The sequence below is a fragment of the Reyranella soli genome (assembly GCF_007992495.1).
Classification (GTDB): Bacteria; Pseudomonadota; Alphaproteobacteria; order Reyranellales; family Reyranellaceae; genus Reyranella; species Reyranella soli.
The window spans coordinates 22089-43596 of the sequence record NZ_BKAJ01000121.1; the positions used below are offsets into that span (position 1 = coordinate 22089).

Annotated in this window: 23 protein-coding genes, 1 pseudogene and 1 riboswitch; of the genes and pseudogenes, 6 read left to right on the forward strand and 18 right to left on the reverse strand. The window is 67.8% G+C overall.

Annotated features, from left to right (window positions below; genetic code table 11):
* Positions 1-46: 46 nt before the first annotated feature.
* From RSO01_RS31585 to RSO01_RS31640, 13 genes and pseudogenes are all read right to left on the reverse strand, one after another.
* A complete protein-coding gene (locus RSO01_RS31585) occupies positions 47-1069 on the reverse strand; it encodes a methyltransferase (RefSeq protein ID WP_147154544.1) in 1023 nt (340 codons plus the stop codon).
* Complete coding sequence (locus RSO01_RS31590) at positions 1066-2046, reverse strand: NADPH:quinone oxidoreductase family protein (RefSeq protein ID WP_147154545.1); 981 nt, start codon at positions 2044-2046, stop codon at positions 1066-1068. Before RSO01_RS31590 ends, RSO01_RS31585 begins: the two co-directional genes overlap by 4 nt.
* Positions 2047-2159: 113 nt before the next feature.
* Positions 2160-3206 (reverse strand): AMP-binding protein, encoded by a 1047-nt coding sequence (locus RSO01_RS49560; RefSeq protein ID WP_373867969.1) that lies wholly within the window; start codon positions 3204-3206, stop codon positions 2160-2162.
* Positions 3207-3415: 209 nt separating this feature from the next.
* A pseudogene (locus RSO01_RS49565) lies at positions 3416-3853 on the reverse strand (AMP-binding protein); the annotation flags it as partial.
* Positions 3804-4706 (reverse strand): cupin domain-containing protein, encoded by a 903-nt coding sequence (locus RSO01_RS31600; RefSeq protein ID WP_147154546.1) that lies wholly within the window; start codon positions 4704-4706, stop codon positions 3804-3806. The gene RSO01_RS31600 and the pseudogene RSO01_RS49565, both read right to left, overlap by 50 nt.
* Positions 4707-4718: 12 nt before the next feature.
* On the reverse strand, positions 4719-5471 hold the full coding sequence (locus RSO01_RS31605; RefSeq protein WP_147154547.1) for an SDR family NAD(P)-dependent oxidoreductase: 753 nt from the start codon (positions 5469-5471) through the stop codon (positions 4719-4721).
* Positions 5458-7161, reverse strand: coding sequence for an acyl-CoA dehydrogenase family protein (locus tag RSO01_RS31610; RefSeq protein WP_147154548.1), 1704 nt, complete (start codon positions 7159-7161; stop codon positions 5458-5460). The genes RSO01_RS31605 and RSO01_RS31610 overlap by 14 nt, the downstream gene beginning before the upstream one ends.
* Positions 7158-7748, reverse strand: a complete 591-nt coding sequence (locus RSO01_RS31615; RefSeq protein WP_170303506.1) for a TetR/AcrR family transcriptional regulator — start codon at positions 7746-7748, stop codon at positions 7158-7160. The genes RSO01_RS31610 and RSO01_RS31615 overlap by 4 nt, the downstream gene beginning before the upstream one ends.
* 207 nt (positions 7749-7955) lie before the next feature.
* Positions 7956-9125, reverse strand: a complete 1170-nt coding sequence (gene argE / locus RSO01_RS31620; RefSeq protein ID WP_147154550.1) for an acetylornithine deacetylase — start codon at positions 9123-9125, stop codon at positions 7956-7958.
* A gap of 18 nt (positions 9126-9143) precedes the next feature.
* On the reverse strand, positions 9144-9770 hold the full coding sequence (folE, locus tag RSO01_RS31625) for a GTP cyclohydrolase I FolE (protein WP_147154551.1): 627 nt from the start codon (positions 9768-9770) through the stop codon (positions 9144-9146).
* Between the two features lie 42 nt (positions 9771-9812).
* Positions 9813-10205, reverse strand: a complete 393-nt coding sequence (apaG, locus tag RSO01_RS31630; RefSeq protein ID WP_147154552.1) for a Co2+/Mg2+ efflux facilitator ApaG/CorD — start codon at positions 10203-10205, stop codon at positions 9813-9815.
* A 61-nt stretch (positions 10206-10266) separates the two neighbouring features.
* The gene (locus RSO01_RS31635) at positions 10267-11175 is read right to left on the reverse strand and encodes a cation diffusion facilitator family transporter (RefSeq protein ID WP_147154553.1); all 909 of its coding nucleotides are present in this window, start codon (positions 11173-11175) and stop codon (positions 10267-10269) included.
* Between the two features lie 51 nt (positions 11176-11226).
* Positions 11227-11697 (reverse strand): PaaI family thioesterase, encoded by a 471-nt coding sequence (locus RSO01_RS31640; RefSeq protein WP_246158955.1) that lies wholly within the window; start codon positions 11695-11697, stop codon positions 11227-11229.
* 79 nt (positions 11698-11776) lie between these two features.
* Here RSO01_RS31640 and RSO01_RS31645 point away from each other — a divergent pair, with 79 nt between their 5' ends.
* Positions 11777-12214 (forward strand): MarR family winged helix-turn-helix transcriptional regulator, encoded by a 438-nt coding sequence (locus RSO01_RS31645; protein ID WP_147154555.1) that lies wholly within the window; start codon positions 11777-11779, stop codon positions 12212-12214.
* Here RSO01_RS31645 and RSO01_RS31650 read toward each other — a convergent pair.
* The 4 genes from RSO01_RS31650 to RSO01_RS31665 all read right to left on the reverse strand — a co-directional run bounded on the left by RSO01_RS31650 (position 12211) and on the right by RSO01_RS31665 (position 16284).
* Positions 12211-12822, reverse strand: coding sequence for a TenA family protein (locus tag RSO01_RS31650; protein WP_147154556.1), 612 nt, complete (start codon positions 12820-12822; stop codon positions 12211-12213). The genes RSO01_RS31645 and RSO01_RS31650 overlap by 4 nt on opposite strands.
* Positions 12823-12877: 55 nt before the next feature.
* Positions 12878-14086: an O-succinylhomoserine sulfhydrylase gene (locus RSO01_RS31655; protein ID WP_147154557.1), complete on the reverse strand. Its 1209-nt coding sequence runs from the start codon at positions 14084-14086 to the stop codon at positions 12878-12880.
* Positions 14087-14160: 74 nt separating this feature from the next.
* Positions 14161-14237, reverse strand: a riboswitch (SAM riboswitch).
* A gap of 52 nt (positions 14238-14289) precedes the next feature.
* Positions 14290-15978, reverse strand: a complete 1689-nt coding sequence (locus RSO01_RS31660) for a thiamine pyrophosphate-binding protein (protein WP_147154558.1) — start codon at positions 15976-15978, stop codon at positions 14290-14292.
* A 9-nt stretch (positions 15979-15987) separates the two neighbouring features.
* Complete coding sequence (locus RSO01_RS31665) at positions 15988-16284, reverse strand: NIPSNAP family protein (protein WP_147154559.1); 297 nt, start codon at positions 16282-16284, stop codon at positions 15988-15990.
* Between the two features lie 299 nt (positions 16285-16583).
* On the opposite strand from RSO01_RS31665, the gene RSO01_RS49995 reads away from it, so the two are divergent.
* On the forward strand, positions 16584-17273 hold the full coding sequence (locus tag RSO01_RS49995) for an RNA recognition motif domain-containing protein (protein WP_147154560.1): 690 nt from the start codon (positions 16584-16586) through the stop codon (positions 17271-17273).
* Between the two features lie 122 nt (positions 17274-17395).
* Positions 17396-18133, forward strand: a complete 738-nt coding sequence (locus RSO01_RS31675) for a DUF1194 domain-containing protein (protein ID WP_147154561.1) — start codon at positions 17396-17398, stop codon at positions 18131-18133.
* Here the strand turns inward: RSO01_RS31675 and RSO01_RS31680 are convergent.
* Positions 18108-19469: an alpha/beta hydrolase family protein gene (locus RSO01_RS31680; RefSeq protein ID WP_147154562.1), complete on the reverse strand. Its 1362-nt coding sequence runs from the start codon at positions 19467-19469 to the stop codon at positions 18108-18110. The genes RSO01_RS31675 and RSO01_RS31680 overlap by 26 nt on opposite strands.
* Positions 19470-19570: 101 nt before the next feature.
* Between RSO01_RS31680 and RSO01_RS31685 the strand changes: the two genes are divergently transcribed.
* The 3 genes from RSO01_RS31685 to RSO01_RS31695 are packed head-to-tail and all read left to right on the forward strand — an operon-like array spanning position 19571 to position 21504.
* The gene (locus RSO01_RS31685) at positions 19571-20314 is read left to right on the forward strand and encodes an aldolase (protein ID WP_147154563.1); all 744 of its coding nucleotides are present in this window, start codon (positions 19571-19573) and stop codon (positions 20312-20314) included.
* Between the two features lie 10 nt (positions 20315-20324).
* On the forward strand, positions 20325-20921 hold the full coding sequence (locus tag RSO01_RS31690) for a hypothetical protein (RefSeq protein WP_147154564.1): 597 nt from the start codon (positions 20325-20327) through the stop codon (positions 20919-20921).
* A gap of 34 nt (positions 20922-20955) precedes the next feature.
* Positions 20956-21504 carry a carboxymuconolactone decarboxylase family protein gene (locus RSO01_RS31695; protein ID WP_147154565.1) on the forward strand — a complete coding sequence of 183 codons (549 nt, stop codon included), beginning with the start codon at positions 20956-20958 and terminating at the stop codon, positions 21502-21504.
* The last annotated feature ends 4 nt before the right edge of the window (positions 21505-21508 follow it).

The following is a 21508-nucleotide window of genomic DNA, read 5'->3' on the forward strand; positions in this document are numbered from 1 at the left end:
TGCGCATGAGCGGGCCTGGAGGCCCGCGGTCCGGGCAAGAGAAGATTCACGGCTTCCGCGCGCGCGTCAGTGCGGTGATCTCGGCCAGCATCGGCTCGGTACCGTCGACGGCGAAGCCGGCGTCATTCAGGCAACGCTCGACGAAGCCCGGTGACAGGCACTCCGCCTCTGGATTGTCCGGGAGGGAGGCGAGCAGGTACCAGGCGGCGAAGGCCGGGCCCGCGTGGTCGTCGTCGACCATGAAATCATGGACTAGTACCAGACCGCCCGGCTTCAGGGCGTCGAAGGCGCGGCTCGCCAGGGTGCGGATGTCGTTGCCACCGACAGCGCTCCACACATAGGACATCAGCACCACGTCCTGGTCGCGCGGCCATGGCGTGCTGAGCGCGTTGCCAGCCACGTGGCTCACCCGGTCAGCCATGGCGGCCTCGGCGGCGTAGCGGCGGGCGGTTTCGACGGTCTGCGGGAAGTCGAGGATGGTGGCCCTGAGCTTGGGGTTCTTGCGCAGGAACGCGAGCGTATAGGCGCCGCTGCCACCGCCGACATCGAGGAACGTCCTGGCGTCGCCGAGATCGACGCGCCGCGCCATGAGCTGCGCAGGGCCGAGCGAGCCCGCATGCTGGGCTTTGCTGAAGGCCTCGCCGCCGACCCCGCTCTCGGAATAGACGATACCCTCGTAAAAACCCTTGTCGGGAAAGATGCGTTCGCCACGCATCGCCTTCCCGAGATGGCGCAAGCCCTCGTAGAGGAAGCCGCCGTTCACGACGCTGATGTAGTCGCGGAAATCGCCCGGCGCGCCGGCGACAAGGTAGGTCGCTGCGGCCGGCGAATTGCCAAACGCGCCGTCGGTCTCGGTGACAAGGCCCGCTGTCTTCAATGCGGTGAGCAACGTCCGCAGGCGGTTGGGCGCCACGCCAGTTGCGCCAGCGAGCGCATCGAGGTCGGTCACGCCACCGGCGATGCGCGTGAAAAGATCGAGATCGACCGCGGCAAACAGCGCCTTCGAGGCGATGAAGCCGTAGGTCAGCGCCGAAATCTGGCGCACGTCGTCGAGCGGCTTGACGGTCATGAGCGTATCGTGACGACGACGCGGCCGGTGGCAGTGCGCTCGCCGATCGCCGCCATGGCCCGACGGATCTCCGTCATCGGCACGGTCAGGCCGACATGAGGACGGAGCTTGCCCGCCTCGATCAGCTCCATGATCGTCTCCTTGGCCTGCCGCGCCGCTTCGGGCTCGCGATCCTCCCAAGCGCCGGCGAAGACGCCGACCACGGAGAAGTTCTTGAGCAGCGGCAGGTTCATGGCGAGCTTCGGCACTTCGCCGCCGACGAAGCCGATCGGCAGCAACCGGCCGCGCCACGCCATCGACCGAGCGAGCTGTTCGAACAGCGCGCCGCCAACATTGTCGAAGCAGACGTCGATGCCGCGGCTGCCGGTCAGCTCGCCGAGCCTCTTGCGCACGTCCTCTTTCGCATAGTTCAGGACGTGCTTCACGCCGCGCGCCCTGAGCGCCGCAACATGGCCCTCCGAGCCGATGGCGGCGATCACCTCGCCGCCGAGATGCAGGGCGACATCGACCGCCGCCATGCCGACGCCGCCACCCGCACCGGTGACGACGACGGTCTCACCCTTCGCCAGCAAAGCCCGATCAGCGAGGGCGTACCAGGCGGTGTCGTAGCTATGGATGACGGTTGCGCCGACCTCGAAGGAGACACCGTCGGGCAGGCGTGCAGCCTTCCACTCCTTGGCGACCATGCGCTCGCCCATGCCGCCGATCCAGTTCAGGCAGGCAACCCGATCGCCGACGCGGAAGCGCGTGACCTTGTCGCCCAGCCCGACAACGACGCCTGCGGCTTCCGTTCCCGGCACGAACGGCGTGGGTGGCCGCATCTGATAGCCGCCCGACACCAGCAGGCGGTCCATGTAGGTCACCGAGGCGGCATGGACCTCGATCAGGATCTCGTCGGCCGCCGGCACCGGCTCCGACGCCTCGCCGATCTCCAGGCGATCCGGACCGGAAAACTCGCGACAAATGACGGCTTTCATCTGGCCTCCCGCAAGGGGGGCGCATGTTCGCGGCGAACATCGCGACGCGCAACAAAAGGAATCGGTCAGGCGAAGTCTCGTTCAATCACCTCCCCCGTCTTACGGGGGAGGAGTCATGGCTGCGCCTGCCGCATCAGATGATCGCGGAACCGCTCGCGCAGGGTGAGCTTGGAGACCTTGCCGGTCGCCGTCATCGGCAGGGCGTCCACGGTGACCACATCGTCGGGTAGCCACCACTTGGCGATGCGTGGCCTCAGGTGATCGAGCACATCCTCGCGGGTGGCGGGGTGCTCCTCGTCCGGGACAATGATCAGCAGCGGCCGCTCCTCCCACTTGGGATGATAGGCGGCGATCACCGCGGCCTGGCGCACGCCGGGCACGCTGCAGGCGAGGTTCTCGATCTCCAGCGAGCTGATCCACTCGCCGCCTGACTTGATGACGTCCTTGGTGCGGTCGGTGATACGGAGATAGCCGTTGCCATCGAGCGTGGCCACGTCACCGGTCGGGAACCAGCCCTCGTCGTCGAGCACCTCGGTCGCGGCGCCGAAATATCCCTTCGCCACCCAAGGCCCGCGCACCCACAAGGCGCCCGCCGTCTTGCCGTCGCGCGCCGCTTCGGTGCCGTCCTCGCGCACGATGCGGGCGTCGAGGCCCCAGCGGACGCGGCCCTGCTGCGCCAGCACGTCGGCCCGCTCCGCCGCGTCGAGGGCCGTCACCGCCGGTGTCGACGTCGCGATGGTGCCGAGCGGGCTGGTCTCGGTCATGCCCCAGAGCTGCAGCACGGTGCAGCCGTGACCCGCCAGCTCGTCGATCATCGCGCGCGGCACCGCCGAGCCGCCGATACCCGCGCGCGCCAGCGGGGAGATGCCCTTGCCGGTCCGCCGCAGATGGTCGAGCAGCATGGTGAAGACCGTGGGCACGCCGACGGTGAAAGTGGCGCCTTCGGCCGTGATCAGCTCCTGCAGGCTCTCGCCGTCGAGCTTCGGCCCGGGCAGGACGAGCTTGGCGCCCGTCATGGCCGCGAGATAGGGGAAGCTCCAGGCATTGGCGTGGAACATCGGCGGGATGGCGAGCAGGACGCTATGCGCCGAGATATCGAACGAGCCCGGTTGGCAGGCCGAGAGCGCGTGCAGCACCGTCGAGCGATACGAATAAAGCACGCCCTTGGGATTGCCCGTCGTGCCCGACGTGTAGCAGAGCGTCGATGCGGTGCGTTCGTCGAACAACGGCCATGCCTCGCCGTCGCAGCCGGTCGCCAGGAAGACTCGTAGTCGACGACGTTCGGCAGGGCGCGCGCCGCCTCGTCGAGGGCCTCCGGCCCGCCCAGCACGACGTAGCGGCCGACTGAGCGCAGCGCCGGCGCCAGCGGACCGACCAGGGACACGAAGGCCGGATCGACGAACAGGATCCGGCTGCCGCCGTGATTGACGATGTAGTCGATCTGCGGCGCGAACAGCCGCGGATTGACCGTGTGCAGCACGGCGCCCATGCCGGAGACGCCGAAATAGAGCTCGAAGTGGCGATGGTGGTTCATCGCCAGGGTGGCGACGCGGTCGCCCGGCCGAATGCCGGCAATCTGCAGCGCCGAGGCGAGGCGCCGGGCGCGCGCTGCCGCCTCGGCATAGCCGTAGCGGTGCTCGCCGCCGTCGGCGTCGCGCGACACGATCTCAGCCCGCGGGTGATAGCGCTCGGCGTAGTCGAGCAGGCCGCTGATGAGCAGAGGCCCGTCCTGCATCAGTCCCAGCATGCGGTCTCCGTCAGGCGAAGCTGAAGCCCATGGTGCGGCCGTAGTAGTGCAGGCCGCCATCCTGGACGATCAGCGACAGGGCGATGTCGTCATCGCCCACGGCGCCGTCGACCTTCGGCGCGTTGCGATGGTCGTGGGCGGCGCCGGCCGGAGTCAGCAAGGTCACGTGCCGCGTCCACGGGAAGGTGCGGCCGCCGATGGTCGAGGCGCAGTGCGCCTCGCGCAGGGAGAGCACCAGGGCGGCGGCGTTGTGGCGATGCGGCCGCTGCTCCTCGCCCGGACGCACGGCATTCAGGGTCAGCGTCATCGCCGGCAGGCAGGTGCCCAGCCGCTCGGTGCGTGCGCTCGCCATGAACAGGGCGCGGCCCGGCGTGTCGGGCGCCATCGGCCGCTCGTAGAGCGTGCGCAGCTCGCGGGCGATGTCCTCGGCGCGATAGTGCGTGGCCTCGATTGGCGCGCGTTCGCCGATCTCGGGCCGGACGCCCAGGAAGGCGAGCGCCGGCTCGTCGGTCGCCAGCCACAGCACGGCATCCTCCTCGGCGAGCCACGTCGACGCGACGCCGCCCGGCAGGGCGAGCATGTCGCCCTCGCCCCAGGCCAGCGCCTGGCCGTCGCGCTCCAGCGTGCCGCGGCCGCGCAACACCGCCCAGATCTCGCCGCTCGCTGCCAGCGTGCAGGCCAGCCGCTCGCCGCGGCGGATGCGGGCATAGCGCGCCAGCATGAAGGGCGTCGTAGCGGCATGACCGCTGCCCAGCGCCAGCGACAGGTCGAGGGCGATGAAGCCGGTCGGCGTGTCGGCCGCGAAGGCGCGGGCCGCTTCCGCGACGAAAGCCTGCGGCTCGATCGCCGTCCGCGCGATGTTGAAGCCCCGCTCAACGGGGACGTAGCGGGCGCGATCAGCATGGATCGACATGACGTACTCCCTTCACAGCGCCATGAAGCCGCCATCGGTGCACAGCACGTGTCCGACGACGAACGAGGCGGCGTCGGAGGCGAGCCAGGCGACCGCCTCGGCCACCTCCTCGGGCTGGCCCATGCGTCGCAACGGCAGGCCAGCGGCAACGGCCTCCATGTCCATGATCTTCGAGGCCAGCATCATGTCGGTGACGACGCGGCCCGGCGCCACCGCATTGATGCGCACGCCGTGGGCGGCATATTCCATCGCCGCCGAGCGCATCAGCGAGATCACCGCGGCCTTTGATGCCGAGTAGAGCGCCAGGCCGGGATTGGGATTGCGCAGGCCGCTCACCGAGGTGTTCACCACGATGGCGCCGCCGCCGCGTTCCGCCATATGCCGGATCTGGTGCTGCAGGCAGAGAAAGACCGACCGCACGTTGGTATCGAAGACGCGGTCGTAGAGGCCATCGTCCTGCTCGGCGAGCGGTGCGCGCGGCTCCTGGTAGCCCGCATTGTTGAAGGCGATGTCGAGACGGCCATGGTCGGCGACGATCGTGCGGTGCAGGACGGCGATCTCGTCCGGCCGGGTGACGTCGGTGGCAATGAATCGGGCCGTCCCGCCGGCCGCCTCGACGGCAGCCACCGCCGTCTCGCCCACAGCGCGGCGGCGACCCGCGATCACCACCGTGGCGCCGCGACGCGCCAAGGCGAGCGCAGCGGCGCGTCCGATTCCGGTGGCCCCGCCCGTCACCAGGGCGACCTTGCCGTCAAAGTCCCGCATGGGAGACCCTGGCGCGTTCAACGATGGCGCGCTGGTCGAGGCCGGCCGGCAGGCCGCCATAGGCCGTGCCGCCATCGCCGCCGAGCCGCGTCGCACAGAAGGCATCGGCCACGGCCAGTGGCGAATGGCGGATCAATAGGCTCGCCTGCAGGGCGATCGCCATGCGCTCGGCGATGCGGCGCGCCCGTGCCTCGTGCTCCTCCGGCGCCGCGAGTTCGGCCTCGATCTCGGCAACCAGGCGGTCAAGACGTCGGTCGCCACCCTTCGCGAGGCGCACCTCATCGAGGAAGGCGGGCACGCTTTGCGGCGAGCGGCCGGCGGCGCGCAGCACGTCCAACGCGATGACGTTGCCGCTGCCCTCCCAGATGCCGTTGAGGGGCGCCTCGCGATAGAGCCGCGCCATCGGCCCCTCCTCGATGAAGCCGTTGCCGCCATGGCATTCGAGCGCCTCGTGGACCACGCCGACGGCGCGCTTGCAGTTGAAAAACTTCGCGACCGGCGTGCCGATGCGCACCAGCAGCGCCGCCGCGGGATCGCCCGCCTGCTCGTCGTCAACAGCGCGCGCCAGCCGGAAGGCGAGCAGCGTCGCCGCCTCGACCTCGAGGGCGAGGTCGGCGATCACGTTCTGCATCAGCGGCTGGTCGACCAGCCTTCGCTGGAAGGCGCGGCGTGCCGTGGTGTGATGGATCGCCTCGGACAGCGCGCGGCGCATCAGCCCGGCCGAGCCGATGGCGAAGTCGAGCCGCGTGAGATGCGTCATGGCGAGCGCCGCCTTGATGCCCTGCCCCTCCTCGCCGACCAGCCAGGCGAGTGCGCCGCGGTATTCGATCTCCCCGGAGGCGTTCGACTTGTTGCCGCACTTGTCCTTCAGCCGCTGGATCAGCAGGCGGTTGCGCGTGCCGTCGGGCAGCCAGCCCGGCAGCAGGAAGCACGACAGGCCGCGGTCGGTGCGCGCCAGGGTGACGAAGACGTCGCTGTGCGGGACCGAGAAGAACCACTTGTGGCCGTCGATCCGGTAAACCTCGCCCGGCCCGCGCCGTGCGCCGGCGGGGCGCGCGGTGGTCTCCGTCGCACGCAGATCGGAGCCCGCCTGCTTCTCGGTCAAGGTCATGCCGACGGTGCCGCCGGTCTTGCGCTGCATCGGCGCGGCGCTGGCGTCGTAGCGGGTCGACAGGATGAACGGCTCCCATGCCGCCGCGAGATCGGGCTGCAGCCTGAGCGCCGGCACTGCCGAGTAGGTCATGCCGAGCGGGCAGCAGATGCCGCTTTCGCCCTGGTTCCAGAGATAGGAGAGCATGCCGCGCGCCACGTGTGCGCCGGGTCGGTTGGCGGTCCACGCCAGGGCATGGGTGCCGTGGCCGATCGCGAGCGACATCAGCTCGTGCCATGCCGGGTGGAAGGCGATCTCGTCGATGCGATGGCCGAAGCGGTCGTGACTGCGCAGTTCGGGCGTGTGCCGGTTGGCCTCGCGCGCCAGCTCGGCCACGCGCGCGCTCGCCACCGTCGCGCCGGCTTCGGCGAGGCGATCCCCGGCCCATGCGATGCGCTCGCGCCCGGCGATTTCCGTCAGCAGGCGATCGTCGGTAAAGGCATTGTGGCCGACGAGCGGGCTCGCCTGGTTCATCACCTCGTGCGTGGCATAGCCGTCGGCCGGCACCGAGGGCAGGCGGGCGAAGGGTTCGACGGTCATGCCTTTTGCTCCGTCATGCCGACGCTGGCGCGCAGGCAGAACTGGGTGATCTGCTCGATGAGATGGCGGTCGGCGCGCGGACCCGTGCCCTTGGCGGGCGCCAATGGGCCGACCAGGGCCTCCATGAAAGCGCCAACGATGCAGGCCGCGGCCACCGCAGGGTCGAGGCGCGGGAAGGCGCCGCGCATGATGCCCTCGCGCAGGATGCGCTCCAGGCAGCGCGCCAGCTGCGCGCGATAATCCAGACGGACCGTCTCGACCTCGGGATCGACCGGCTCGGCGATCAACGCGTAGGCGAGGCGGCGGCCACGCAGCGCGCGGCTGGCGAAGGTGCGGATGGCGGCATCCAGCTTCTCGACCGGCGAGCCATCGGCGTCGGCCACCGCCTTCACGATCCCGACCTCGCGGGCGGAGACCGTGGCCACGATCTCGGCGCAGAGCTCGGCCTTGGATGACCAATGGCGATAGACCGTGCCGGTGGCGACGCCAGCCTTGGCGGCGACGTGGTCGACCTGCGCGGCCGCCCAGCCGCCGTCGGCCACAAGATCGCGCGCCGCCGCCAGGATGCGGGCGCGCTTGTCGGCCAAGCGCTTCGTGGCGTTTTCCGTCTGCCTATAGACCAAAGTGTGAACCCAGGTTCATTTCAAGGAATGAACTATGGTTCACAGTTTGAGTCAAGGACAGGTTGAAACAGGTGTCATGGTCTTCCGGACCGCGCGCATCTTGCGCGCTCATGAATCATGAGCGCGCTGGAAGCGCGCGGTCCGGAAGAAGATGAGGAAAGCCGATGCCGGCTAGTCCCGGCAGCACCACTCGATCATGCGATGCATGAAGCCCTCGCAGGCGTCGATCTGGGAGGCGAGGATGAACTCGTTGGGCTGATGGGCCTGGGCGATGTCGCCGGGGCCGCAGACCACGGTCGGCACGCCCAGCGTCTTGCGGAAGATGCCGGCCTCGGTGCCGTAGACCACGCTGCCCACCGTGTTGGATCCCGACCAGCTGCGCGCCAGCGCCTTGGCCTCGTCGTTGCCCTCCGACGAGAAAGCCGGCGTCGAGGAGCGCAGCACCGTGCCGATCGTCGCCGCCGGATGCCTGGCCTTCATCTTGGGCAACAGTTCCTTTTCCAACCATTCGATGGCGCGGTCGCCCAGCGCCTCGATCGGCAAACCGGGCAGTTCGCGATAGCCCCATAGGACCTCGCACTCGCGCGCCAGGATGTTGCCTGCCGTGCCGCCGACGATGGTGCCGACATTGAAGGTCGCCGCCGCCGGCATGAACTCGCTCTGCTTCGGCGCCTTGGCGTCGAGCTCGTCCTGCACCGTGTTGAGGTAATGGACGAACTCGCCGGCGAAATGGATGGCGCTGACCCCGAGATGGGTCATCGAGGAGTGCGCCTCGAAGCCGGTGAACTTGGTGATGTAGATCTGCGCGCCCTTGTGGGCGTGCACCACCGTCATCATGGTCGGCTCGCCGATGATGATGGCGCGCGGCTTCGGCACCTCGCTTGCCATGCGGGCGGCGAGGCCATGGGCGCCGATGCAGCCCACTTCCTCGTCGTAGGACAGGGCGAAGTGGATCGGCTTCTTCAGCTTGGCGTTCTTGAACGCCGGCAGCATGGCGAGGCCGATGGCATAAAACGCCTTCATGTCGCAGGTGCCGCGGCCGTAGTACTTGCCGTCCTTCAGGGTCAGCGTCCAGGGATCGGTATCCCACGGCTGGCCGTCGACCGGCACCACGTCGGTATGGCCGGAGAGCACGACGCCGTCCTTCACATTCGGCCCGACGGTGGCGAAGAGATTGGCCTTCTTGCCGTCCTCGCTTGGCACCAGCTTGCTGTCGATGCCGTGTCCCTGAAGGTACTGCTGTACGTACTCGATCAACGCCAGGTTGGAATTGCGCGAGGTGGTGTCGAACGCCACGAGACGGCGCAGCATTTCGACCGAGCCGACGATCTCCCCTGCCATGATGCTCCTTGATGAGGCTTAGACGGATGTCCGGCCGATCATGGTCAAAAATTCGCGTCGTGTCTCGCCATTGTCGCGGAAGGCGCCCAGCATGCGGCTGGTCACCATGGCGACGTCGGATTTGTGCACGCCGCGGGTGGTCATGCACTGGTGCGCCGCCTCGATGACGACGGCGACGCCGCGCGGCTGCAGAACCTCCTGCAGGGTGTTGGCGATCTGCGCCGTGAGCTTCTCCTGGATCTGCAGGCGGAAGGCGAAGGCGTCGACCACGCGGGCGAGCTTGCTGATGCCGACCACGCGCTTGTCGGGCAGGTAGCCGACATGGACCTTGCCGATGATCGGCACCATGTGGTGCTCGCAGTGCGATTCCAGGCGGATGTCGCGCAGTACGACGACCTCGTCGTAGCCTTCGACCTCCTCGAAGGTCCGCTGCAGCATCTCGCGCGGGTCCTCGTCGTAGCCGCGGAAGAATTCCTCGTAGGAGCGCACGACGCGATCGGGCGTGCCGACCAGGCCCTCGCGATCGGGGTCGTCGCCCGCCCAGCGGATCAGCGTGCGTACGGCAGCTTCCGCTTCGTCGCGCGACGGACGGGTCAGGCCCGTGGCAAGCGAGACCATCTCGCTCTTCTTCACCATCTTGTTCATGGTCGTTTCCCTCAATTGAGCCGGCGCCACTGTCCTATCGAATCAATTCAGCTTCCGGTCTGGGCTAGGCAGGTCGAGTGAAAATGTGGGGATCTCGATATCGAAGTTCTCGCCGGATTCGCTCACCATCTGGTAGGCGCCGCCCATGAAGCCCGAGGGCGTGGAGAGCGACGTGCCGGAATTGTACTCGAACATCTCGCCCGGGCGCAGCAATGGCGTCTTGCCGACGACGCCCGGCCCCCGCACTTCCTGCACGCGCCCTAGCGCATCGGTGATCTTCCAGTAGCGGCTGCGCAACTGCACTGCGACATCGCCCGCGTTCTGGATACGGACGAAATAGGCCCACACGAATTGCGACTTCGCGGGATCGGAATCCTCGGGCAGATATTGCGGCCTGACGGTCACTTGGATGGCACGGGTTGTGGCTGTGTACATGCGAGTTCCTGAAGTCCTGACATGGGACGTTCGCGCAAAAAGGTCAAATCGCGCAATGCCCCTACAGCCAGCGCGGATCAGCGGTGAAATCGATGGTGAGCCAGCGCTGCGGCCCCTCGCCGCCCAGCGCGTCGGCGATCTCGCGCCGGATGGCGTCGACTTCGGTGACGTTGTCGATCCGCATGCCCTCGGGTACCGCGAGGTGGATCTCGATGAACTCGGCGCGGCCGACCTTGGCGGCGTAGCTGGTGTAGGTCTTGAAGCCGCGGCGGGCAATCACGCCGTCCATCACGCTGCGGACCTTGGCGTCGAGCTCGGGCGGCGTGATGAGCAACACCTCCTGCAGCGCCTTGCGCACGGTGCGGATCGGCACGAACACCAGGCAGATCGTCAGCAGCGCCAGCACGACGGGATCGACATAGGGCGTGAGATGACCGTACGGCGTGCCGCGCAGCGACCAGGCGATGCCGAAGGCGACCAGTAGCGCCGAGGTGATGGCGGCCGACATCAGCCAGCTCTGCGCGTCGAGCCGCACGAAATCCGAGCCAACGCGGCGGTTGGCGTGGAGCTCGTAGAAGAACATGCTGAAGCAGGCAATGCAGACGATCACGGCGTAGGTCATCGCCCAGTCGAAATCGAGCTGCCGGCCGCCAGCCAGGAAGCTGTCGACGGCGTTCAGGAAGGCATAGAAGCAGAGCAGCATCAGCGTGCCGCCGTTGAAGGCCAGCACCATGGGCTCGATGTGCCAATAGCCGAACTGGAAGCGGCGGTTGGTGCTTTCACGGCTGACCAGGCGCGAGACGAACAGCGCCAGGCCCGACATGGCGGCGTCGATGGCGGCGAACACGCCATCGAACACGATCGACAGCGAGCCCGACAGCAGGCCGAACACGACGCCGAACAGCGAGACGACGATCGTCACGCCGATCGACAGGCGCAGCAGGCGTTGCTCGGCGGTGGCCTGGGGCATGACCCAGCCTAGTCTTCCGGACCGCCGGCGTCTCGCCGGCGGTCTGGAAGATCAAATGGGAAAAATCAGACAAGTCGTCGTGCCGTGCGCCAGAAGCTTGCCGGCGCTGTCATAGAGCTTGCCTTCCGAGGTGCCGATGCGCGAGCCGACGTTGATCACCTTGCCTTCGGCCTTCACCGGGCCGGTCTTGTCGGTCATGGCGCGCACGTAGTTCACCTTGATCTCGACCGTGGTGTAGCCGATGCCGGCCTTGAGCGTGGTGTGGATGCAGCAGCCCATCACCGAATCGAGCAGGGTGGCGGCGATGCCGCCATGCACGGTGCCCAGCGGATTGAAGTGGTCGAAGACCGGCGTGTAGTCGAAGACGACGCGGCCCAGCTCGACCTCCGACACCCGGAAGCCCAGCACCTTGCTGATCGGCGGCGCCGGAAAACGGCCCTCCAGCAGGCCCTTGAACAGGCTGAGCCCGTCCATGGCACGGGCCTGCTCGAGAGGCACCACGCCGTAACCCGCTTCGCTCATCGTCGTCTCCGTCATCGCGCTTGCGTGCATATACACATTTGCACTTGGCCATCGCAAGCACCCGGATTAGTCTGCCGTCATGTCCGGCCTCCGCCTCTCGCCGCTCGACTGCACCTGCTTTCGTATCCGCGGCGCGGCGCGGCGTGTGACCCAGATCTACAGCAAGCATCTGGCGTCGACCGGGCTGAAGATCTCACAGTTCTCGCTGCTGGGTTTCGTGACGGCCCAGGGCCCGGTGTCGATCGGGCGGCTGTCCGACCTGCTGGCCACCGACCGCACGACGCTGACGCGCAACCTCGGCCCGCTCCTGAAGGACGGTCTGATCGAGCGCGCCCAGTCGGGCGACAAGCGGCGTCACGACCTGGTCGCGACGCCCGCCGGCCGCGCCCTGTTCAAGCGCGCCCTGCCCCTGTGGGCCGCCGCCGAGCAGGAGGTGCGCGACGCCATGGGTGCCAAGCTCACCGCCGACCTGCACGGCGCCATCGAACGCTCGATGGAGAAGCTCGCAGCCCTCTAGAGGTTGGCGGCGAAGAAGCCGAGTTCCAGTTCCATCGCCCGGCGATAGTTGGCGCGCACCGCGGGCGTGTCGATGGCGTGCTTGTCGAGCAAAGCCTCCAGCCGCACCGCCAGCGCCTCGAAGCCGGGATCGGAATAGGTCTTCACCCAGTCGGCGTAGGCCGGCGCGACGTTGGTCCTGGCAAGCGACTGGCCGAGCCAGGCGTAGAGCCGCATACAGGGCGTCATGGCCGCAATGGTCTCGCCGAGCCGGCCACGCCGGGCGGTGTTCAGCAGGAACTCGACATAGAACTTGGTCGCCGCGACGGGCGTCACGCTTGAAAGGTCGATCTGCAGGCGCTCGGTGTAGCTCCTGTGCAGCTTCAGCTCCTCGACGACGCCCGAGATCAGCTCCGAGAAGTCGTAGAGGTCGTCGCGCGAGGTGCCGTTGGCGAGACAGAAGGCGTATGCGCGCGCAAAAGCTTCGAGGAAGTAGGCGTCCTGCGCCACGTAACGCTTGAAGCTCTCGACCGGCAGGGACCCGTTGCCGAGTCCCTCGACGAAGTCATGTATGCGGATGCGCGCGCCCAGGTCGCCGTTGATGTCCCACAGGCGCTGCGCCAGCGACATGGTCAAGCCTCTTTACTGGACCGCGGGCCCGGAAGCCCGCGGTCCGGAAGAAATATCAGCCCAGCGCCTGCACCAGGTCGGCGATGATGTCCTCGGCGTCCTCGAGGCCAACCGAGATGCGGCAAGTGCCGTCGCCGATGCCGAGCTTGGCCCGCTCCTCGGCGCCGATGCGCATGTGCGTCGTGGTCGCCGGATGCGTGACCAGGCTCTTCGCGTCGCCGAGGTTGTTGGAGATGTCGACGAGCTTCAGCCGGTTCAGCGTCTCGAAGGCCGCCCACTTGCCGGCCTTGAGGTCGAAGGTGACGACGCCGCCGGCGCCCGACATCTGCTTCATGGCGAGCGCATGCTGCGGATGGTCCTTGCGGCCGGGATAGAGCACGCGGCCGATCGCGGGATGGGCGGCGAGCGCATCGGCCACGCGCGAAGCGTTGGCGCAGTGCCGCTCGATGCGCAGGCCCAGCGTCTCCATGCCCTTGACCAGCACCCAGGCATTGAACGGGCTGAGCGAGGGGCCGGTGTTGCGGATGATGGGCTGCAGCTTGTCGAGGATGAATTCCTTGGAGCCCAGCACCGCGCCGCCCAGGGTGCGGCCCTGGCCGTCGATGTACTTGGTCGCGGAGTGCACGACGATGTCGGCGCCCCATTCCAGCGGCCGCTGCAGGATCGGCGTGGCAAAGGCGTTGTCGAGCACGACCTTGGCGCCGGCCTTGTGGGCGAGGTCGCACACTGCCTTCACATCGACGATGTCGAGCATCGGGTTCGAAGGCGATTCGAACAGCACGGCTTGCGCCGGCTTCGATAGCGCCTTCTCCCACTGCGCGAGATCGCCGCCGTCGACGAATTCGCCCTGGATGCCGTACTTGGGCAGCAGGTCGGCCACGATGTAGTGGCACGAACCGAACAGCTGGCGGGCCGCGACGACGCGATCGCCCGACTTGAGCAGCGCCAGCAGAGTGAAGAACACAGCCGACATGCCGGTCGAGGTGGCGCGACAGGCCTCGGCGCCTTCGAGCGCGGCCAGCCGGTTCTCGAACATGCTGACGGTCGGATTGCCGAAGCGCGAATACTGATAGTGCGTGCTCTCGCCCTTGAAGGTGGCCTCGGCCTCCTCCGCGCTCGAGTAGGCGTAGCCCGAGGTCAGGTAGAGCGCCTCCGACGTCTCGTCGAAGTTGCTGCGCAGCTGCCCGCCGCGCACGGCGCGCGTCTGCGGCCGCCACGTCGATTGATCGGCCTTCGCCTTCTTCTTGGGAATCGTTCCGTCCATTGCCCTCTCCTTACGTCCGCGCCTTTGTAAGGACGCGCAACGAAAAAGCCCCCGACCTAGAAGGACGGGGGCTTTTGCGAGAGCCTCCGACCTTTTAGCGATTTTTAACGTGGTCGCAAGCCGGTCGGCTCAAATCTCCACGAGGCGTTTCTATACAGACGAAGAAGGGGGTGCGCAAGCACCCCCTTCACCCGCCTCTTGTCTCAGTGTTTCTGCCTGGCCAGCGACTGCTCGCGCAGCTTGCTGAGCGTGATGCGCGAGGTCAGCGCCTCGGGATCGGTCTTCACGTGGATGATGGCGGGCTTGGCCGCCGCCACCGCGCGCTCGAACGCCGCGGCATAGTCTTCCGTCTTCTCGACCGTCTCGCCGTGGCCGCCGAACGCCCGCGCGTAGGCCGCGAAGTCGGGGTTCTTGAGCTCGGTGCCGACCACGCGCGTCGGATACTCGCGCTCCTGGTGCATGCGGATGGTGCCGTACATGCCGTTGTCGACCACGGTGATCACGATGTTGGCGCCGTGCTGGACGGCGGTCGCGAACTCCTGGCCGTTCATCAGGAAGCAGCCATCGCCCGCCAGCGACACCACCATGCGATCGGGTTCGGCGATCTTCGCCGCCACCGCCGCCGGCACGCCGTAACCCATGGCGCCGCTGGTCGGCGCGAGCTGGGTCTTGAAGCCGCGATACTGGAAGAAGCGATGCAGGAAGGCCGCGTAGTTGCCCGCGCCGTTGGTGATGATTGCATCGTCGGGCAGGCGCTTGTTCAGCCAGGCGATGACCTCGCCCATGTTCACCGTGCCGGGCAGCGGCCCGGGCTTGATGTTGTCGAGGTACTCGGCGTGCGCCGCCGCGGTCTCGGCCTTCCAGCGCTTGCCATCGACCGGCCTCATCGCCTTTGCGGCGGCGGCGAAGTTCGCCATGCCGCTGTTGATCGGCAGGGTCGCCTGGTAGACGCGGCCCAGTTCCTCGGCGCCGGCATGGACGTGCACCAGCTTCTGCTTCGGGACCGGCAGGTCGAACAGCGTGTAGCCGCCGGTTGTCGCCTCGCCAAGTCGAGGGCCGACGGCGATGATGAGGTCGCAGGCCTTCAGGCGCTTGCCCAGCGCCGGTCCGACGCCGACGCCGAGATCGCCGGCGTAGTTCGGATGGCGGTTGTCGAACAGGTCCTGGTTACGGAACGAGGCGCAGACCGGCAGGTCGTTGGCCTCGACGAAGGCCCTGATGTCGGCGCAAGCCTTGGCCGTCCAGCCGCCGCCGCCCACGATCACCATCGGCTTCTCGGCCGCCGCCAGAAGCTCGCGCAGCGTCGCCATGTCCTCGGCCGCCGGCGCGCCGCGCGCGATCTTGTAGGGGCCGGCGTCCGGCACCTCGACCTCGTCGACCAGCATGTCCTCGGGCAGCGCCACCACGACCGGGCCGGGCCGGCCGTTCAGCGCGGTGTGAAATGCCTGGCTGATCAGTTCGGGGATGCGCCGTGCATCCTCGATCTGGACCACCCACTTGGCCATCTGGCCAAACATGCGGCGGTAGTCGATTTCCTGGAAGGCTTCGCGGTCGGAGGCCTCGCGCGCCACCTGACCGACCAGCAGGATCATGGGCGTCGAATCCTGGAACCCGGTATGCAAGCCGATGCTGGCGTTGGTTGCACCCGGACCGCGCGTGACGAAGGCGATGCCGGGCTTGCCGGTGAGCTTGCCGTAAGCCTCGGCCATGTTGGCGGCTCCGCCTTCCTGGCGGCAGATGACGAAGCGGATGGAGTTGCGCTGGGCGTAGAGCGCGTCCAGCGCCGCCAGGTAGCTTTCGCCCGGCACGCCGAAGATCGTGTCGGTGCCGTGGATGCGCAGCTGATCGATCAGGACTTGGGCGCCGCTGCGCCGCGGATGAGAGCTCGTCATGGCTTTCCCTTACTTCGTGGGTGAAATCGGGTTCGACACCAACATCTTGTTGCCGATGTCGTTCATATATTCTCGGCTCTTCTGCAAATAAGGTCGCTCTGCGGGATCATCCGCCATCGCAGGGCGACGCCTGGTGCCGACGGCGAGCTCTTCGCGGGCCGAGATATGCATGATCGCGCTCACATTGCCGACGTCGCCGGCGAGGAAGCCGACTACAGTGTCGGGATGCTTTTCTTTTTCGCGCAGCGCGAGAAACTCTCGGACGATGCCCGCCTCTAGCTCGTGCGTCCGATGGTCGGCGATCATGCAATTCCTCCCATTTCCATGTCGATTGTGTGACCTGCACAAATCGATCTCAACCCTGCCATCTTCGTGATCCGCTTACGGTGGACTTGAGCCGTGATTCAGCGCATAAAGCCTGCATTGCGATACTGGCCGACGAGCATCATCATGAGTCTCGGCACGATCGCGGAGCGCTACGCCGGTCAACGTCTTCTCGTGAGCTTCTTGGTCATCTGTCAAATGTCATCGAAACGCTTGGACCCAGTCGTCCAGCAAGCGCGAGCCGGACTCCGCTCTATCCTTCCTCCAGCCCCGAGCCTTGAATGAGTCGCAAATTGTTTGTGGGCAACCTGCCCTACTCGGTCACGTCTGAGCGTCTGTCAGAAGCCTTCTCTCAGTTCGGCACCGTTACCTCTTCAAAAGTGATCGTGGATCGCGAGACCGGCCGCAGCCGCGGCTTCGCGTTCCTCGAGATGGAAACAGATGATCAGGGCGCCTCGGCCATGCAGGCCATGAACGGCGCGTTGCTCGATGGCCGCTCGATCGCGGTCCGTGAAGCCGTCGAACGTCAGCCCGGTGGTGGTGGCGGCGGTGGCTTCGGTGGCGGCGGTGGTGGTGGTCGCGATGGCGGCGGCTTCCGTCCGCGCGGTCCGCGTCCGCCTTACGGCGGAGGCGGTGGTGGCGGCGGCGGCTACGGCGGCGGCGGTGGCGGTGGCTATCGCGGCGGCGGTGGTGGCGGCGGCTACGGTGGTGGCGGCGGTGACCGCGGCGGCGGAGGCGGTGGTTACCGCGGCGACGCTGGCGGCGGCGGTGGCGGCCCGATGCGCGATCGACGCGCCGACTTCTCCGGCGGTCCGCCGCCGGCTGGCGGCGGTTTCGATGGCGGCGGTGGTGCTCCTGGTGGTGGCGACTTCGGCCGTCCGCCGCGCCGTCATGGCGGCGGCGGCGCAGATCGCCCGCGTCGCGAGCGCGATTACGAGCCGCGCAAGCGCGGCTTCGACGACGATCAATAGGCCGCTGACAGCGACCTGAACGAACGGAACGCCGGGGGCTCTGCCCCCGGCGTTTTCGTTTGGCCATCATGACGGTCGAATGAGAAGTGCTATGCTCCCAACCCTCTATCCGGAGGGTGGGCATGAAGCGACGGACCGCGCTCTTGGGCTCCCTGGCGGCCGCTGCCGCCGCATCGACGGCCATAAGCTCGGCAAGGGCAGAGACGCCGGTCGACTTGCAGCTCGTGCTGGCGGTCGACGTGTCGCGCTCCATAGACGAGGTCGAAGCCGAGCTGCAGCGTCGCGGCTACATCGAAGCGCTCACCAACGATCGCGTCATCGATGCCATCCTGTCGGGCGAGACCCAGCGCATCGCCGTCTGCTACACCGAATGGGCCGGCACGCATTATCAGGTGGTGGTGATCGACTGGACCGTGATCGACAGCCCGTCCGCCGCGCGCCGCTTCACTGAGAAGCTCGCCGAGGCGCCGCGCCAGTCGCAGAGCTGGACGGCGGTCGGCGCCGCGCTGGCCCATGCCGGCCAGCGCTTCGACAATTCGGGCTTCGTCTCCAAGCGCCGCGTCATCGACATCTCGGGCGACGGCCGCACCAACGACGGTCCGCCGGCCGAGCTGGTGCGCGACCGCCTGGTCGAGCAGGGCATCGTGGTCAACGGCCTGCCGGTGATGATGAACCGCACCAACTTCGGCCGTCCGCCCGACCTTACCCTCGACAAGTACTACGAGGAGAACGTCATCGGCGGTCCGGGCTCGTTCATGATCGTGGCCGACAACTTCGACCATTTCGGCCGCGCCGTGCGCACCAAGCTGGTGCGCGAGATTTCCGGCGCCGACGTCACGCGCCGGCCAGTACCTGCCTGAGGCGCTCGAACGGCTGGGCATCGCGCGTGAGCTGCACCGGCATGCCGAGATGGCCGAGCGGATAGCGGAAGACATTGGCGTCGGGCAGCCGCCAGCGTTGCGCGACCGCCAGGCCGTCGTCGTAAGGCACCCAGCGGTCGGTCTCGCCCAGCACCGAAACGATGTTCGCGGGCGCGATCGCGGGATCCGCAGTCGGATCGATCAGCTCCGACAGGTGGGCCAGCGCCTCGCGCGACCAGCCAGCGCGCGCCAAGGCACGATCGAGGCCGAGCGTGACGGCGAGCGCGCCGCCGAAGGTCACGTCCTCGATGCGGCCGGAATGGCTGATGAGCATGACGCCGTCGGGCCGCGCCTCGGCCGGCCACAGGTGGCAACGGCTGGCAGCCTGCTGGGCCACGAACGACGTCATCGAAATGCCGGCGAGGCCCACCTTGCCGCCGAAGCGCTGATGGCACCAGGCGATCAGCAGCGCCGATTCGATCGCCTGCCCGGCGATGAGGTCGATCGAGCTGGTCGGTCCCGCGGCGAAGAACGGCTCGCCGCCATAGCGTCCCGGCATGGCGCGCAGGCCGTGATAGGGCGAGATCGGCTCGACCACGCGCCAGCCCAGCTCGGCGAGCCGGGTGGCCGGGCCGCGCGAGACCGTCAGCAGCTCAAATTCCAGGCAGAGGCCGCTGCCGAAGATCAGCGTCGGACATGGTCCCGCGTCGGCTGGCTCGACCACGCGGGCATAGAGCGCTTCGCTGCCCGGCCGCTGCCCCAGTCGCGGCGCGGGCGTCGGCGCGCGCAACCAATACTCGCGCAGGCGGTCTCGCATCACCGGCCGCGAAACGGCGACGGTGCCGACATCGACGGCGGTGTCGTAGAGGCTGTCCGGCCGGGCAATCGCCGGTCCAAGGGTGTGCTCGACATCGGCGGGTTGGTCGATCTCCCAGCGCGCCGATGGCGGCCGGGTCGGAAACAGCAACGGATAGAACGAGGCGCGCGTCGCCAGATGGCGGGTGGCGGTGGCACGGCGCCGATGATCCAGGACGAGGCCGTCCTCGTCGGACGCATCGTCGAACAGCGCGGTTTCCCATGCCGAGCGAGCGGCCTCCGCCGCCACCTTGCGCGCCGCATGGCGTGCCAGCACCGATCGCAGGTAGGACTCCGGCCAGGCCGCGACCGGCGCACCGATCTCGTCGCGGAAGCGCGCCGTCTCGTCGCCGGCGGCGTTGGCCGCCGCCCACAGGCGCGACAGCGGAAAGTACCAGCGTTTGAGGCCGAACAGGCCGGCCTGGTCGACCCACGGCTTGGCCAGCAGCGCCCCCAGCGGCGAGCGAAACAGGACGTCCATCGATCAGCTCCCACGCCGGCGGTTCCATCCGGTCACAAACCGCTTTAGGGTTGGCAGCATCATCGCCACTCGCTACGTCCTTCGGCAATGGAGACCTCTTGATGCTGGCCAACGACCCCGTGACACAGGCACGGATCGACCTCACGACCGCCCTGCGGGCCGCCGCGCGGCACGGCCTCAACGAAGGCGTGTGCAACCACTTCAGCATGACCGTGCCCGGCCGCGAGGACCTGTTCCTGGTCAACCCGCAGGGCCTGCACTGGTCGGAGATCACGCCCTCGGACCTGGTGATCGCCGACGGCGCGGGCAACATCGTCGAGGGCAAGTACGCGGTCGAGGCAACCGCCTTCTTCATCCACGCCCGCATCCATGCCGGCAACCCGCGCGCCAAGGTCGTGCTGCACACCCACATGCCCTACGCCACAGCGCTGACCTCGATCCGCGACGGCCGCATCGAGATGTGCACCCAGAACGCCTTCCGCTACTGGAACCGCATCGCCTACGACGACGACTATGCCGGCGTCGCGCTCAGCAACGAGGAAGGCGACCGCATGTGCAGCGCCATGGCCGGCAAGGACATCCTGTTCCTGCGCAACCACGGCGTCATCGTCTCGGGCCCGACGGTGGCCCAGACCTACGACGATCTCTACTACCTTGAGCGTGCCGCCATGGTGCAGGTGCTGGCCATGCAGACCGGCCGGCCGTTGCACAACATCGACGCCAAGCTCGCCGAGCACACCGCCAACCAGATCGCGGGCGAATCCCAGCAGGCCCTGCTGCATTTCGACTCACTGAAGCGCCTGCTCGACCGCGATGAGCCGGGCTGGCGCCGGCTCGCAGCCTAAGGAGCGCCGGATGCGTATTGCGATTTTCGCGGCGGCCCTCGGGCTGCTCGCCACCACGACCCAGGCCTCTGCGCAGAGCTACGGCCTGCCGCCAGGTCCCAAGCTCGGTGAGATCGAGGTCAAGGCCTACCAGAAGATTCCCAAGACCAAGGTCGCCGTCCAGCTCACGTCCGACACCCACCTGTCGCGCGAGCTGCGCCGCGAGGTGATGACGCGCCTCTCCAAGCGCGGCAACGAGGTCGGCTTCTCGGGCGGCAACGTCATGCGCATGGACGTGAGCTACTTCGACTTCACCGACAGCAGCCGCGGCGACTACAGCACCCAAGGCGGCCAGCCCTCCTACGCTCCGCCGGGCTCCAATCCGCGCATGGACCTGCCCAGCAATGCGATCCGGCGGCGCGATGGGCTCAGCTCGCCGACCAGCGTGCCGACCTTGCGCGTCACGCTCACCCTCTACTCGACGGACGGCGGCAAGGTGCTGTGGGCAGCGACGGGTTCGTGCGGCGCCCAGGCCGACAAGGCGCAGAATGCCGGCGAGGCGATCATCAATCGAATCTTCGACAACGCCGACAAGAGTCAGACCGGCGACGCCGGCTGCCCGCTTTAGCGCGCCCTGCTGTCACAACCCGGAGGAATTGGTAATGCCGCGTCTGGCTCCGCTCGACCTGAACCAGCTCACGCCCGAACAGAAGAAGGTGGCCGACGCGATCGTCGCCGGGCCGCGCGGCGGCCTGCGCGGGCCGTTCGAGCCCTGGCTCAGGAGCCCGCACCTTGCCGACCGCGCCCAGAAGCTCGGCGAGTATTGCCGCTTCAACAATTCGCTGCCCCGCGACCTCAGCGAGCTCGCGATCTGCCTGGTCGGCCGCCACTTCAAGGCGCAGTACGAATTCTATGCCCACGCGCGGCTCGCCAAGGAGGCCGGGTTGTCTGAAGCGATCGTCGAGGCGGTCCGCACGCGCCAGACGCCACCCTTCACGCGCGACGTCGAGAAGGTCGTCTACGACTTCGTCAGCGAATATCTCGCGACCAACCGAGTCGCCCAGCCCAACTACAAACGCGCCGTCGACGCCTTCGGCGAGCAGGGCGTCGTCGATCTGGTGGGCGTGTGCGGCTACTACATGCTGGTGTCGATGACGCTCAACGTCTTCGAGATGCCACTGCCACCGGGTGAGCCAGAGCCGCTGGCTTAGCGTC

Excerpts from the sequence above, each read along its gene's own strand:
- RSO01_RS31680 (WP_147154562.1), bottom strand. The coding sequence starts at position 19,469 with ATGGACGTCCTGTTTCGCTCGCCGCTGGGGGCGCTGCTGGCCAAGCCG.
- argE (WP_147154550.1), bottom strand. The coding sequence starts at position 9,125 with ATGGCAGGGGAGATCGTCGGCTCGGTCGAAATGCTGCGCCGTCTCGTG.
- RSO01_RS31660 (WP_147154558.1), bottom strand. The coding sequence starts at position 15,978 with ATGACGAGCTCTCATCCGCGGCGCAGCGGCGCCCAAGTCCTGATCGAT.
- RSO01_RS31610 (WP_147154548.1), bottom strand. The coding sequence starts at position 7,161 with ATGACCGTCGAACCCTTCGCCCGCCTGCCCTCGGTGCCGGCCGACGGC.
- RSO01_RS31605 (WP_147154547.1), bottom strand. The coding sequence starts at position 5,471 with ATGCGGGACTTTGACGGCAAGGTCGCCCTGGTGACGGGCGGGGCCACC.
- RSO01_RS31645 (WP_147154555.1), top strand. The coding sequence starts at position 11,777 with ATGTCCGGCCTCCGCCTCTCGCCGCTCGACTGCACCTGCTTTCGTATC.
- folE (WP_147154551.1), bottom strand. The coding sequence starts at position 9,770 with ATGAACAAGATGGTGAAGAAGAGCGAGATGGTCTCGCTTGCCACGGGC.
- RSO01_RS31590 (WP_147154545.1), bottom strand. The coding sequence starts at position 2,046 with ATGAAAGCCGTCATTTGTCGCGAGTTTTCCGGTCCGGATCGCCTGGAG.
- RSO01_RS31655 (WP_147154557.1), bottom strand. The coding sequence starts at position 14,086 with ATGGACGGAACGATTCCCAAGAAGAAGGCGAAGGCCGATCAATCGACG.
- apaG (WP_147154552.1), bottom strand. The coding sequence starts at position 10,205 with ATGTACACAGCCACAACCCGTGCCATCCAAGTGACCGTCAGGCCGCAA.
- RSO01_RS31695 (WP_147154565.1), top strand. The coding sequence starts at position 20,956 with ATGCCGCGTCTGGCTCCGCTCGACCTGAACCAGCTCACGCCCGAACAG.
- RSO01_RS31685 (WP_147154563.1), top strand. The coding sequence starts at position 19,571 with ATGCTGGCCAACGACCCCGTGACACAGGCACGGATCGACCTCACGACC.
- RSO01_RS31665 (WP_147154559.1), bottom strand. The coding sequence starts at position 16,284 with ATGATCGCCGACCATCGGACGCACGAGCTAGAGGCGGGCATCGTCCGA.
- RSO01_RS31640 (WP_246158955.1), bottom strand. The coding sequence starts at position 11,697 with ATGAGCGAAGCGGGTTACGGCGTGGTGCCTCTCGAGCAGGCCCGTGCC.
- RSO01_RS49995 (WP_147154560.1), top strand. The coding sequence starts at position 16,584 with ATGAGTCGCAAATTGTTTGTGGGCAACCTGCCCTACTCGGTCACGTCT.
- RSO01_RS31690 (WP_147154564.1), top strand. The coding sequence starts at position 20,325 with ATGCGTATTGCGATTTTCGCGGCGGCCCTCGGGCTGCTCGCCACCACG.
- RSO01_RS31635 (WP_147154553.1), bottom strand. The coding sequence starts at position 11,175 with ATGCCCCAGGCCACCGCCGAGCAACGCCTGCTGCGCCTGTCGATCGGC.
- RSO01_RS31585 (WP_147154544.1), bottom strand. The coding sequence starts at position 1,069 with ATGACCGTCAAGCCGCTCGACGACGTGCGCCAGATTTCGGCGCTGACC.
- RSO01_RS31650 (WP_147154556.1), bottom strand. The coding sequence starts at position 12,822 with ATGTCGCTGGCGCAGCGCCTGTGGGACATCAACGGCGACCTGGGCGCG.
- RSO01_RS31600 (WP_147154546.1), bottom strand. The coding sequence starts at position 4,706 with ATGTCGATCCATGCTGATCGCGCCCGCTACGTCCCCGTTGAGCGGGGC.
- RSO01_RS31675 (WP_147154561.1), top strand. The coding sequence starts at position 17,396 with ATGAAGCGACGGACCGCGCTCTTGGGCTCCCTGGCGGCCGCTGCCGCC.